We start from the raw sequence: 14592 nt of genomic DNA on the forward strand, positions 1-14592 counted from the left end.
GGGCCGGGTCACGAGTCGGTGCCTTCCAGGGCCATCCGGACCAGGCCGGCGACGTCGAGTTCGCGGATCTGGGCCTCGGGGGCGGCCGGGACGGTCGGCGTGGCCGGGCCGGTGACCGTGTGCGCGAGCTGGAGAAGCTGGTCGAGCAGTCCGGCCTGGCGCAGCTGGTCCAGCGGGATCGCGGCGAGGACCCGCCGCACCTGCTCCTCGTCGCCGGAGCCGGCTGCGCCGGGGCCACCCGGCCCGTCGGCGTCCGGCCCGGCCTCGGCGCCGAACAGCTCCTCGTGCAGGTGGTCGGCGAGGCCCGCCGGGGTCGGGTAGTCGAACACGACCGTGGTGGGCAGGTCGTGACCGGTCGCGGCGGTGAGCAGGTTGCGCAGCTCCACGGCGGTCAGCGAGTCGAAGCCGAGGTCGAGGAAGCCCCGGTCGGTCTCGATCGCGTCGGCGGAGGAGTGGCCGAGGACCTTCGCCGCGTCGACCCGCACCATCTCCAGCAGCGCGGCCCGCCGTTCCTGGCCGGGCAGCGACCGCAGCCCGGCGAGCAGGTCCCGGCCGGCGGGCGCGGCCGGGTCCGGCGCGGCGGCCGGGGCGGCGGTCAGCGCGTGCACGGCCGGCAGGTCGGCCAGCAGCGGGCTGGGCCGCAGCGCGGTGAACAGCGGGTGGAAGGTGGCCCAGTCGACGTCGGCGACGGTGACGCAGGTGTCCCCGGCGGCGAGGGCGTGCCGCAGCCCGGCCAGCGCCACGCCCGGCGGCATGACCCGCAGGCCGCGGCGGCGCAGCTGCTCCGGCGCGCCGTCGGAGAACATGCCCGACTCGGTCCACGGCCCCCACGCCACGGACGTGGCGGGCAGGCCCCGGCCGCGGCGGGCCTCGGCGAGCGCGTCGAGGTGGGCGTTGCCGGCGGCGTACGCGCCCTGCCCGCCGCTGCCCCACACCGCAGCGATCGACGAGAACAGCACGAACGCGTCCAGCTCGACGCCGTCGAGCAGCTCGTCGAGCAGCTCCGCGCCGACGAGCTTCGGGGCGATGACGTACGCGAGGTCTTCCAGCGTCGTGTCGGTCAGCGGCACCACCTCGCTGACCCCGGCGGCGTGCACCACGGCGCGCAGCGGCGGCCCGTCGCGGCGCAGGTCGGCGATCAGGTCGGTCATGCCGGCCCGGTCGGCGGCGTCGCACCGGGCGACCCGGCAGTCGACGCCGAGGGCGGTCAGCTCGGCCAGCAGCTCCGTCGCGCCGGGGGTGTCGGTGCCGCGGCGGCTGGTCAGCACCACCCGCTGCGCGCCGGCGGCGGCCACCCAGCGGGCCACGTGCCCGCCGAGCGCGCCGGTGCCGCCGGTGATCAGCACGGTGCCCCGGGGCTGCCACGGCTCCGGTTCCCCGGTGGTGACGGCCGGGGCGAGGCGGCGTACCAGCACGTCGGACTCGCGGACGGCGAGCTGGTCCTCGGCGACGCCGCCGGTGAGCACGTTGCCGAGCCGCATCGCGGCCCAGCTGTCGATCGTGGCGGGCAGGTCGACCAGCCCGCCCCAGCGGGCCGGCTGCTCCAGCGCCGCCACCCGGCCCAGCCCCCACAGCGTCGCCTGCCGGGGGTTGGCCGGCGCGTCGCCGGCGCCGGTGCCGACGGCACCCTGGGTGACGCACCACAGCCGGGCCGCCGCGTCGCGGTCGGCGAGTTCCTGGAGCAGTTGGACGGTCGCGGCGAGGCCGCGCGGCAGCGCCGGGTGCTCGGCGTGGCCGGCGTCGTCCAGGCCGAGGAAGGACAGCACCGACAGGGTCCCCTCGGCGGCGTCGAGGGCCTCGCCGAGCACGTCGGCGAGTTGCCCACCCAGCTCGTCGGGGTCGGCGGTGAGGTCGACGCCGACGGTGGTCACGTCGGTGCCGAGGGTCCAGGTGCAGGAGTCGAGGACGGGGTCGTCGACCCGGTCGGCGGGCAGCAGCACCAGCCAGTGGCCGGGCTCCTGCGGCTCCGGGGTGGCGGCGAGGGGCTCCCAGACCGCCCGGTAGCGGGAGGCGTCCACGAGGGACCGTTCCCGGCGGCGCCGCCGCCACGCCGACAGGGCCGGCAGCACCGCGCCGAACGGCTGGTCGCGGTCGACGTCCAGCTCGCGGGCCAGGGAGTCGAGGTCCTCGGCGTCCACGGCCGCCCAGAACCGCCGCTCGACCTCCGTGTCGTCGGCGTCCTCAGCGGCGGGGACGGCGGTGGCCCACGGCGGCGGCTCCGGCCAGTACCGCTGCCGGTCGAACACGTACGTGGGCAGGTCGACGCGTTGCGCGCCGGTTTCGGCGTACAGGGTGGGCCAGTCGGGGCTGACGCCGTGGGTGTGCAGGGCGGCGACGGCCCGCAGCAGGGCCGCCGGCTCGGGGCGGTCCCGGCGCAGGGTCGGCGCGACCAGCGGGGCCCGCCCGCCGGCCGGGGCGCCCTCGGCGAGGACGGCCTGGGTGAGCGCGGTGAGCACCCCGTCGGGGCCGATCTCGACGTACGCGGTGGTGCCCTGCTCGCGCAGGGCCGCGACGGCGTCGGCGAAGCGTACGGCGTCGCGGGCGTGCCGCGCCCAGTATGCCGGGTCGGCCAGCTCGTCCGCGCCGACGGGCGCGCCGGTGACCGTGGAGACCATCGGCACGGTCGGTACCTGCCAGTCCAGCCGCCCGGCGACGGCGGCGAGGTCGGCGAGCACCGGGTCCATCAGCGGGCTGTGGAAGGCGTGGCTGACGGTGAGCCGCCGCACGCGGACGCCCCGGGCGGCCCACTCGGCGGCCAGTTCCTCGACGGCGTCGCCGGCCCCGGAGAGCACCACGGCGGCGGGGCCGTTGACGGCGGCGACGGAGACCCGGTCGGCGCGGTCGCCGAGCGAGGCGAGCACGTCGGCCTCGGCCGCGGCGACGGCGAGCATCGCCCCGCCGTCGGGCAGGGCCTGCATGAGCCGGCCCCGGGCGGCGACCAGCGCGGCGGCGTCGGCCAGCGACAGCATCCCGGCGGCGTGGGCGGCGGCGAACTCGCCGATGGAGTGCCCGGCGACCGCGTCGGGCCGCAGCCCCCACGCGGCGAGGAGCCGGAACAGCGCCACCTCGACGGCGAACAGCGCGGGCTGGGTGTATTCGGTGCGGTCGAGCAGCGCCGCGTCGGCGGTGCCGGGCTCGGCGAACAGCACCGGCCGCAGCGGCCCGGGCAGGTGCGGGTCGCAGGCGGCGCAGACCTCGTCGAGGGCGGCGGCGAAGACGGGGAACGCCTCGGCCAGCTCGCGGCCCATCCCGGCCCGCTGCGCGCCCTGCCCGGAGAACAGGTACGCCACCTTCGGGCGGGGCGCGACGGCCCCGGTGACCAGCAGCGGCGAGTCGTCGCCGGTGGCGAGGGCGCGCAGCCCGGTGCGCAGGGCGATCCGGTCGGCGGCCAGGACGACGGCCCGGTGGTCCAGGTCGGCCCGGGTCACCGCCGACGACCAGCCGACGTCGACCATCGGCGGGGCCTCCGGCCCGGTGAGCTGGTCGGCCCACGGCCCGGCCTGGGCTGCGAGGGCCGCCGGGGTACGCGCCGACAGCAGCACCGGCACCACCGGCAGCCGGCCCGGGTCGCCGGCCGGCGTGACCGGGGCGGGCTCGTCGGGGGCCTGCTCCAGGATGGTGTGCGCGTTGGTGCCGCTGATGCCGAAGGAGGAGACGGCGGCCCGGCGCGGGTGGCCGGTGACCGGCCAGGGCCGGCCCTCGGTGAGCAGCTCGACCGCGCCGACGCTCCAGTCCACCTGGTCGGTGGGCTCGTCGACGTGCAGGGTCGCCGGCAGGAAGCCGTAGCGCAGCGCGAGGACCATCTTGATGATGCCGGCGACCCCGGCGGCGGCCTGGGTGTGGCCGATGTTCGACTTGATCGAGCCGAGCCACAGCGGCTGGTCGGCGGGGCGTTCCCGCCCGTACGTGGCGAGCAGCGCCTGCGCCTCGATCGGGTCGCCCAGCTTCGTGCCGGTGCCGTGCGCCTCGACGGCGTCCACGTCCGCCGGGGTGAGGCGGGCGTTGGCGAGGGCCTGCCGGATGACCCGCTGCTGCGACGGCCCGTTCGGGGCGGTCAGCCCGTTGGACGCGCCGTCCTGGTTGACGGCGGAGCCCCGGATCACCGCGAGCACGGGGTGGCCGTTGCGGCGGGCGTCGGACAGCCGCTCCACCAGCAGCACGCCCAGCCCCTCGCCCCAGCTCGTGCCGTCGGCGGCCGACGCGAACGCCTTGACCCGGCTGTCCGGGGCCAGCCCCCGCTGCCGGCTGAAGCCGACGAACACGCCGGGGGTGGACATGACGGTGACGCCGCCGACGAGGGCCATGGAGCACTCCGCCTGGCGCAGCGCCTGGCAGGCCCAGTGCAGGGCGACCAGCGACGACGAGCAGGCCGTGTCGACCGACACGGCGGGCCCCTCCAACCCGAGGGTGTACGACACCCGGCCGGAGAGCACGCTGCCGGCGTTGCCGGTCATCAGGTGCCCCTCGGCGCCCTCGGCGCTGAACATGAGGTTGCGGTAGTCCTGGTAGTTGGTGCCGACGAACACGCCGGTGGGGGTGCCCCGCAGGGCCTGCGGGTCGATGCCGGCCCGCTCGATGGCCTCCCAGGACGCCTCCAGCAGCAGCCGCTGCTGCGGGTCCATGGCGAGGGCCTCGCGGGGGCTGATGCCGAAGAAGACGGGGTCGAAGTCGGCGACGCCGGTGACGAAGCCGCCCTCCCGGGCGTAGCTGGTGCCCTCGTTCTCCGGGTCGGAGTCGAACAGCCGGTCGAGGTCCCAGCCCCGGTCGGTGGGGAACTCGCCGATCGCGTCGCCGCCGGCGGCGAGGAGCTGCCATAGCTGCTCCGGGTTGTCCGCGCCGCCGGGCAGCCGGCAGCTCATCGCGACGATCGCGATGGGCTCGTCGTCCACGGGCGCGGCGGCCGGCGCGGGGGTCGCCGGCTCGGGGTCGACGCCGGTGAGCAGCTCCGCCAGGTGCGCGGCGAGCGCCGTCGGGTTCGGGTAGTCGAAGGCGAGCGTGGCGGGCAGCCGCAGGTCGGTGGCGGTGGCCAGGAAGTTGCGCATGTCCACGGCGGTCAGCGAGTCCAGCCCCAGGTCCCGGAACGGGCGGGTGGCCGGCACGTCGTCGGCCGAGCCGTAGCCCAGCGCGGTCGCCGCGCACTGGCGGACCAGCTCCAGCAGCGCCTCGGCGCGGTCGGCCCGGGACAGCCCGGCGAGCCGGCGGGCGAGCGCACCCGACGGCGCGTCCGCCTCCTCCTCGGCGTCCGGCGCGGCTGCCGGCCGGGCCGCCTCGACCACCTCGGGCAGGTCGCCGATCAGGGGGCTGGGCCGGACCAGGGTGAACGCGGGCGCGAACCGGGCCCAGTCGATGTCGGCGATCAGCGTCGTCGTCTCGCCCCGGCGCAGCGCGCGGGCGAGGGCCTCGACGGCCAGGTCGGGGTCCATGCCGACCATGCCGCCCCGGCGCAGCCGCTGCTGGGCGCGCTCGTTGTCGGCGGGCAGGCCGGCCCCGCTCCACGCCCCCCACGCCACGGACAGGGCGGGCCGGCCCTGCGCGCGTCGCCGCTCGGCGAGGGCGTCGAGGTAGGCGTTCGCCGCCCCGTACGCGCCCTGGCCGGCGTTGCCGGTGGTGCCGGCGACGGAGGAGAACAGCACGAACGCGTCGAGGTCGAGGTCGCGGGTCAGCTCGTCGAGGTGGTCGGCGGCGACGCACTTGGGCGCGGCGACGGTGTGCAGGCGCAGCGGGGTGGCCGTGTCGACGATGCCGTCGTCGAGGACGGCGGCGGTGTGCAGCACGGCGCTCAGCGGCGCGTCGGCCGGCGCGGCGGCGAGCAGGGTGGCGAGCTGGGCGCGGTCGGTGACGTCGCAGGCGGCGACGGTGACCCGTACGCCCAGGTCGGTCAGCTCGGCCTCCAGCTCGGCCGCGCCCGGGGCGTCGGGGCCGCGCCGGCTGGCCAGCAGCAGGTGCGCCGCGCCGTGGCGGGCGGCCCAGCGGGCGAGGTGCCCACCGAGGCCACCGGTGCCGCCGGTGATCAGCACGGTGCCGCGCATCCGCCAGCCGCCGTCGGTCGACTCGTCGGTGGCGTGCGGGGTCGGGTCGTCGGAGACTGCCGCGTCCGGGCCGCCGGCCGCCTCGGACGAGGCCGGGTCGCCGGGGGTGGTCGGCTCGGGGTCGGTGATCCGGGTGAGCCGGCGGGCGTACACCCCGGAGTCGCGGACGGCGAGCTGGTCCTCGCCGCCGGTGTCGCCGAGCGCCGCGCAGAGCAGGGCACCGGCGTGCGCGTCGAGGCTGTCGGGCAGGTCGATCAGGCCGCCCCAGCGGCCGGGGTGTTCCAGGGCGACGGCGCGGCCGAGGCCCCAGACGGCGGCGGCCGTGGGGTGCGGCGGCTGGTCGTCGGCGGCGACGGCGACGGCCCCCCGGGTCGCGCACCACAGCGGGGCCTCGACGCCGAGCGTCCCGAGCGCCTGGACCAGCGCCACCGTCCCGGTGACGCCGAGGGTGGTGGCCGGGTGGTCGGGGTGCGCCCGCCCGTCGAGGCCGAGCAGGGACAGCACGGCCGCCGGACCGTCCGCCGGCAGCGCGGCGCGCAGCCCGTCGGCGAGGGTCGCGGCGTCTGCGGTGGCGTCCACCTCGACGGGTACGACGTCCGCGCCGAAGTTGCCGAGCGCGCCGAGCACCCCGGCGACCAGCGGGTCGTCGGCCGTGCCGGCGGGCAACGGGACCAGCCACGTCCCGGCGAGCCAGGTCAGCGGCAGGTCGGGCAGGGCGGGCCAGGTGATCCGGTACCGCCACCGGTCGATGTCGGGCGTGTCGTCGCCCTGGCTGAGGAACAGCGGCGGGGCGGGCCAGTAGCGGTGGTGGTCGAACGCGTACGTGGGCAGCGGCACCACCTCGGCCTCGCCGAGCACCTTCGTCAGGTCGACGGGCAGGCCGATCGCGTGCGCGGTGGCCAGATTGGTCAGCAGCCGCGTCGGGTCGTCGTCGCCCCGCCGCAGGCTGCCCAGGGTGTAACCGGTGACCCCGGCGTCGTCGAGGATCGCCGTCACCGGCATCGTCAGCACCGGATGCGGGGAGATCTCCACGAACGTGGTGTGCCCGGCCGCGACGGCGACCCGCACGGCGGCGTCGAACTGGACGGTCTGCCGCAGGTTGTCATACCAGTAGTCCGCCGTCATGGTGGCGGGGTCGACCCAGTCGCCGGTCAGCGTCGACACGAGCCGGACCCGACCCGACTGCGGGGTCACGTCGGCCAGGTCGGCACGCAGCCGCTCTGCCACGTCCTGCACGGCGGCGGAGTGCGACGCGTAGTCCACCGGGATCAGCCGCGCGCGGATCCCGTCGGCCTGGCAGGCGTCCACCAGGCCCGCGACGGGCTGCGGCGGCCCGGACACGACCACCGTGGCGGGACCGTTCACGGCGGCCACACCCACACCCGGGAACGCGGCGAGACGCTCGGTGACCGCATCGGCGGACAGGTCCACCGACGCCATCGCACCCGTCCCCCGCAACACCGCTAGCGCCCGCGACCGCAGGGCAACCGTCTTCGCCGCGTCGTCCAGGGACAGAATCCCCGCCACGCAGGCGGCGCCGATCTCACCCTGCGAGTGACCCACCACCGCCTGCGGGGACACGCCCGCGTGCTCCCACACCGCCGCCAAGGCAATGCCCACCGCCCACAGGACCGGCTGCACGACCTCGACCCGCTCCAGCCACGACTCGTCGTCCCCCGTCAGCACGGACACGAGATCCACGTCGAGATACGGGGCGAGAGCCCGCTGACACTCGGCCAGCTTCGCGTCGAACACCGGCGTACGACCGACCAGACCGGCCGCCATCCGCGCCGACTGCGCACCCTGACCCGGGAACACGAACACCGGACCCGCGCCGGGGGACGCGGCCACACCGGACACCACGGTGCCCGCCGGCACGCCGGCTGACAGGGCGTCCAGTCCGGACAGCAGCTCCTCCAGGCTCGACCCGACGACCGACGCCCGCTGGTCGAACGTCGACCGCGTCGTCGCCAGGGACCAGCCGACCGCCGCCGGGGCGAGGTCGCCGTGCTCCCGCACGTGGGCGGCCAGCCGGGCGGCCTGACCGGCGAGCGCCGCCTTCGACCGAGCCGACACCGGCCACACCGTCACGTCGGCGTCGACCAGCCCCGGCGCGGGGGCCCCGGCCGGAGCGTCGGCGGGCTCGCCGGGCTGTTCGAGGATGACGTGGGCGTTGGTGCCGGAGATGCCGAACGACGACACCGCCGACCGCCGCGCACGACCCGTCTGCGGCCACGGCGTCGCCTCGGTCGCCAGCTCCACCGCGCCCGCAGACCAGTCGATGTGCGGCGACGGGGCGTCCACGTGCAGCGTCGCCGGGACGACGCCGTGCCGCATCGCGAGGACCATCTTGATCACGCCGGCCACGCCGGCCGCCGCCTGGGCGTGCCCGATGTTGGACTTGACCGAGCCGAGCAGCAGCGGCGCGGCGTCGCCCCGGTCCTGCCCGTACGTGGCCAGCAGCGCCTGCGCCTCGATCGGGTCACCCAGGGTGGTGCCCGTGCCGTGGGCCTCCACCACGTCCACGTCGGCGGTGGACAGGCGGGCCGAGGCGAGGGCCTGGCTGATCACCCGCTGCTGCGCCGGCCCGTTCGGGGCGGTGAGCCCGTTGGACGCGCCGTCCTGGTTGACGGCGGAGCCGCGTACGACGGCGAGGACCTGGTGGCCGTGACGCCGCGCGTCCGACAGCCGCTCGACCAGCAGCCAGCCGACGCCCTCGGAGAACCCGGCGCCGTCGGCGGCGGCGGCGAACGACTTGCACCGCCCGTCCGGGGAGAGGGCGCGTTGCCGGCTGGACCCGATGTAGAGGCCGGGGGTGGCCATGACGGTCACGCCGCCGGCCAGGGCCAGGTCGCACTCCCCCGCCCGCAGCGCCTGCACGGCGAGGTGCAGCGCGACCAGCGACGACGAGCAGGCCGTGTCGATGGAGACGGCCGGCCCTTCGAGGCCGAGGGTGTACGACACCCGGCCGGACGCGACGGCCGCCGCGCCGCCGGTCATCGAGTGGCCCTCGTCGCCGTCGGGCGACATCATCAGCAGGGTCCCGTAGTCCTGCCCGTTGGTGCCGACGAACACGCCGGTGCGGCTGCCGCGCAGCGAGGCGGGGTCGATGCCGGCGGCCTCGACGGCCTCCCAGGACGTCTCCAGCAGCAGCCGCTGCTGCGGGTCCATGGTCAGCGCCTCGCGGGGCGAGATGCCGAAGAACGCGGAGTCGAAGTCTCCGGCCCCGTCGATGAACCCGCCCTCGCGGGCGTACGAGGTGCCGGGGTGGTCGGGGTCGGGGTGGTAGAGCCGTTCGACGTCCCAGCCCCGGTCGGCGGGGAACGGGGCGACGGCGTCCCGGCCCTGGCTCAGCAGCTCCCACAGGTCGTCGGGGTTGCGCACCCCGCCGGGCAGGCGGCAGCTCATCGCCACGATCGCGACCGGCTCCAGTTCCTGGGACTGCGCCTCACTGAGCCGGCGGCGGGTGTCGTGGAGATCCGCCATGACCCGCTTGAGGTAGTCGCGGAGCTTGTCTTCATTGGCCATCGGGGTGCCGCTTCCTCGCAAGGGACGGGGGTGAGCCGGGGCGGGTCAGGAGATGCCGAGGTCCTTGTCCACCATCGCGAACAGTTCGTCGTCGGTGGCGTCGTCGAGGTGCCGGCCGATGTCGGCTCCGCCGCCGGCCTGCCCGAGGCGGGAGAGCATCGCCTGGAGGCGTACGGTGGCCCGCACCCGGGCGGCCTCGTCGCGCGCCACGACGTCGAGGCTGTCGGCGATCCGGTCGAGGTCGTCGAGGAGGACCGTCGGGGTGACCACGTCGTCGTGGGCGACCTCGGCGAAGAGGTACTCCGCCAGCGTCGTCGGCGTCGGGTAGTCGAAGACGAGGGTGACGGGCAGGGCGACGCCGGTGGCGGAGCCGAGCCGGTTGCGCAGCTCGACGGCGGTGACGGAGTCGAAGCCCAGCTCGCGGAACGCCCGGTGCTCGTCGACCGACTCGGCGGACGGGTAGTTGAGCACGGCGGCGACCTGGCCGCGGACGAGGCCGAGGAGCACGGCGAGCCGGTCGGCGGCGGGCAGCCCGGCGAGCCGCTCCTGGAGCGAGTCGGGGCCGTCGCCGGTCTCCACGGTGGCGATCCGCTCGGTCGCCTGGAGCCGCCGCACGTCCGGCAGGTCGCTGATCAGCGGGCCGGGCCGGGTGGCGGTGAAGGCGACGGAGAACCGCTCCCAGGCGATGTCGGCGATGGTGAGGAACGCCTCGCCGTGGTCGACGGCCTGGTGCAGGGCGGCGATGGCCGCGTCGGGGGCCATTTCGGGTACGCCGTGGCGGTGCAGCAGCTCGCCGAGCGGCCCGTCGGCCATGCCGCCGCCGGCCCACGCGCCCCAGGCGATGGAGGTGGCGGGCAGGCCGAGGCCCCGCCGGTGCTGGGCGAGGGCGTCGAGGAACGCGTTGCTGGGCGCGTAGTTGCCGACGCCGGAGCTGGCGACGCTGCCGGCGAAGGAGGAGAACATGACGAACGCGGACAGGTCCAGGTCGAGGGTCAGCTCGTGCAGGTGGTACGCGACGTCGACCTTGGCCTGGAGGACCCGTTCGATCTGGTCCAGCCGGATGTCGTTGATCATGGCGTCGTCGAGGACGGCGGAGGCGTGCACGACCGTGGTGAGGGGATACTCGGCCGGGATCGACTCGATCAGCGCGGCGAGGGCGTCGCGGTCGGCGGCGTCGCACTCGACGACGCTGGCCTGCGCGCCCAGCGCGGTGAGGTCGTCGACGAGCTGCTGCGCGCCCGGCGCGCTCATGCCCCGGCGGCTGGCGACGACGATGTTCTGCACGCCGCTGCGGGCCAGCCAGCGGGCGGCATGCCCGCCGAGGGCACCGGTGCCGCCGGTGACGAGCGCCGTGCCGTAGGGCTCCCACGGGGTGGCGGGCTGGCTGTCGCCGAGCGGCACGCGGGTGAGCCGGCGGGCGAGGAGGCCGCCGGGGCGTACCGCGATCTGGTCCTCGTCTCCGGCGGCGGTGAGGGCCGCGACCAGCAGGCCGGCGCAGCGCTCGTCGACGGCCTCGGGCAGGTCGACGAGGCCGCCCCAGCGCTGCGGGTGTTCCAGGGCGGCGACCCGGCCGAAGCCCCAGACGAGGGCCTGCGTCGGGGAGCGCAGCAGGTCGGCGCGGCCGACGGAGGCGGCGCCGGAGGTGACGGCCCACATGGGGGCGCGCAGGCCGACGTCGCCGAGGGCCTGGAACAGCGCGACGGTGGCGGCGAAGCCGCCGGGCACGGACGGGTGCAGCGGGTGGACCAGCTCGTCGAAGGCGAGCAGCGACACCACGCCGGTCACGTCGGCGGGCTCGTCGGTGCCGCCGCCGCTGGCGACGAGGGCCTCGCGCAGCAGCTTGCCGAGCAGGTCGCGGTCGGCGTCGGTGGTGGAGACGGGCACGGCGACGACGGCCGCGCCGGCCGCCGTGATGGCCTCGACGCAGGCGTCCTGCCAGGGCTCGACGATGTCGCCGGTGGGCAGGACCACGACCCACGTGCCGCTCATGCCCCGGTTGGCGATGCCGGTCAGCGGCTTCCAGGTGTCCTGGTAGCGCCAGCTGTCGATGTCGGACTGCCGGCGGCGCTTGCGCCGCCACGAGGTGAGCAGCGGCAGGGCGGGGCCGAGCGCGTCGAGGGCCTCGTAGGCGGGGGTGTCGTCGGTGGCGACGGCCTCGGCGAGGGCGGTGAGGTCGCCGCGTTCCACGGCGGCCCAGAAGCCGGCGTCGTCGGGGTTGGCCGCGCCCTGGAGCAGCGCCTCCAGGTCGACGCCGCCGCTGCCGTCGAGCCAGAACCGCTGGTGGTCGAACGCATACGTGGGCAGCGGCACCACCTCGGCCTCGCCGAGGACCTTCGTCAGGTCGACGGGCAGGCCGATGGCGTGGGCGGTGGCAAGGTTGGTCAGCAGCCGCGTCGGGTCGTCGTCACCCCGCCGCAGGCTGCCCAGGGTGTGACCGGTGACGCCGGCGTCGTCGAGGATCGCGGTGACCGGCATGGTGAGCACCGGGTGCGGGCTGATCTCCACGAACGTGGTGTGCCCGGCCGCCACGGCGACCCGGACGGCCGCGTCGAACTGGACGGTCTGCCGCAGGTTGTCATACCAGTAGTCGGCGGTCATGGTGGCGGAGTCGACCCAGTCACCGGTGAGCGTCGACACCAGGCGGGTGTGGCCCGGCTGCGGGGTCACGTCGGCCAGGTCAGCGCGCAGCCGCTCGGCCACGTCCTGCACGGCGGCGGAGTGCGACGCGTAGTCCACCGGAATCAGCCGCGCGCGGATCCCCTCGGCCTGACAGGCGTCCACCAGCTCCGCGACGGGCTGCGGCGGACCCGACACGACCACCGTGGCGGGACCGTTCACCGCGGCCACACCCACACCCGGGAACGCGGGGAGACGCTCGGCCACCGCATCGGCGGACAGGTCCACCGACGCCATGGTGCCGGTGCCCCGCAGCACCGCCAGGGCCCGCGACCGCAGCGCGACCGTCTTCGCCGCGTCCTCCAGGGACAGGATCCCGGCGACACACGCGGCACCGATCTCACCCTGCGAGTGGCCGACCACCGCGTCCGGCACGACGCCGGCCGCCCGCCACACGGCGGCGAGGGCGACGCCGACGGCCCACAGCACCGGCTGCACGACCTCGACCCGCTCCAGCCACGACTCGTCGTCGCCGGTCAGCACCGACACGAGGTCGACGTCGAGGTGGGGGGCGAGGGCCCGCTGGCACTCGGCCAGCTTCGCGTCGAACACCGGCGCACGACCGACCAGGCCGGCCGCCATCCGCGCCGACTGCGCGCCCTGGCCGGGGAACACGAAGACGGGTCCCGCGCCGGAGCCGGTGACCGTGCCGGTGACCAGGTTGCCGGCCGGCTGGCCGGCGGCCAGGGCGTCGAGCCCGGCCAGCAGCTCCCCGGCGTCCGCGCCGACGACGGCGGCGCGGTGGTCGAACGTGGACCGGGTGGTGGCCAGAGACCAGCCGACCGCCGCCGGGGCGAGGTCGCCGTGCTGCCGCACGTGGGCGGCGAGCCGGGCGGCCTGGCCGGCGAGGGCCGCCTTCGACCGGGCGGACACGGGCCACACCGTCACGTCGGAGTCGACGAGCGCGGCGGCGGCAGTCTCCGCCTCGACGGCCTCCGTGTCGACGGCCTCCCCGGCGTCCGGGGCGGCGGCCTGCGGCCGGTACTCCTCCAGGATCACGTGGGCGTTGGTGCCGCTGACGCCGAACGAGGAGACGCCGCCGCGCCGGGGACGGCCCAGCTCGGGCCACGGCCGGGACTCCGTGAGCAGCGACACCGCCCCGGCGGACCAATCGACGTGCTTCGACGGCTCGTCGATGTGCAGCGTCTCCGGCATGACGCCGTTGCGCAGCGCCATCACCATCTTGACCAGGCCGGCGACCCCGGCGGCGCTCTGCGTGTGACCGATGTTGGACTTCACCGAGCCCAGCCAGAGCGGCCGGTCGGCGGGGCGGTCCTGCCCGTACGTGGCGAGCAGCGCCTGCGCCTCGATCGGGTCGCCGAGGGTGGTGCCGGTGCCGTGCGCCTCCACCACGTCCACGTCGGCGGTGCCGAGCCGGGCGTTGGCGAGGGCGGCCCGGATGACCCGCTGCTGGGAGGGGCCGTTGGGCGCGGTGAGGCCGTTGGACGCGCCGTCCTGGTTGAGGGCGCTGCCCCGGATCACGGCAAGGACGGGGTGGCCGTTGCGCTCGGCGTCGGCGAGCCGCTCGACGACGAGCACGCCGCCGCCCTCGCCCCAGCCGGTGCCGTCCGCCCCCTCCGCGAACGCCTTGCACCGGCCGTCGACGGACATGCCGCGCTGCCGGGAGAAGACGACGAAGACGCCGGGGGTGGCCATGACGGTGACGCCACCGGCGACGGCGAGGTCGCACTCGCCCCGGCGCAGCGCGTTCACGGCGAGGTGCAGGGCGACCAGCGACGACGAGCAGGCCGTGTCGACGGTGACGGCCGGACCGTTCAGGCCGAGGGTGAACGAGATGCGGCCGGACGCGACGCTGGTGGTGTTGCCGGTGCCGAGGTACATGTCGACGCCCTCGGGGACGTTCGGCAGGCCCATGCCGTAGTTGGAGGTGCTCACGCCGACGAAGACGCCGGTGGAGCTGCCCCGCAGCGACAGCGGGTCGATGCCGGCCCGTTCGACGGCCTCCCACGACGTCTCCAGCAGCAGCCGCTGCTGCGGGTCCATGGCGAGGGCCTCGCGCGGCGAGATGCCGAACAGGGTCGGGTCGAACGCCCCGGCGTCGTCGAGGAACCCGCCGACGCGGGTGTAGCTCTTGCCCGGCTTGTTCGGGTCCGGGTCGTAGAGGGCCTCCAGGTCCCAGCCCCGGTCGGCCGGGAACTCGGTGAGGGCGTCCCGGCCGTCGGCGACGATCTCCCACAGGTCTTCGGGTGACCGGACGCCGCCGGGGAAGCGGCAGCTCATCGAGACGATGGCGAGGGGCTCGTTGTCACGGGCCTCGACGGTCTGCAGCTTGCGCTTCGTGTCGTGCAGGTCGGCGGTCACCCGCTTGAGGAAGTACCGCAGCTTGTCGTCGCTCATC

General features: G+C 76.2%; 2 protein-coding genes. Both read right to left on the reverse strand.

Annotation, left to right across the window (positions count from 1 at the left end):
* Positions 1 to 8 precede the first annotated feature (8 nt).
* Entirely contained in the window at positions 9 to 9557 is a 9549-nt protein-coding gene (locus LPA42_RS04735; protein ID WP_077940466.1) for a type I polyketide synthase, read from the reverse strand.
* 45 nt (positions 9558 to 9602) lie between these two features.
* Positions 9603 to 14591 (reverse strand): type I polyketide synthase, encoded by a 4989-nt coding sequence (locus LPA42_RS04740; protein ID WP_077940467.1) that lies wholly within the window; start codon positions 14589 to 14591, stop codon positions 9603 to 9605.
* Between the last annotated feature and the right edge of the window lies 1 nt (position 14592).

The organism is Micromonospora sp. DH13, from assembly GCF_020873825.1.
In the GTDB taxonomy this organism is placed as follows: domain Bacteria; phylum Actinomycetota; class Actinomycetes; order Mycobacteriales; family Micromonosporaceae; genus Micromonospora; species Micromonospora haikouensis.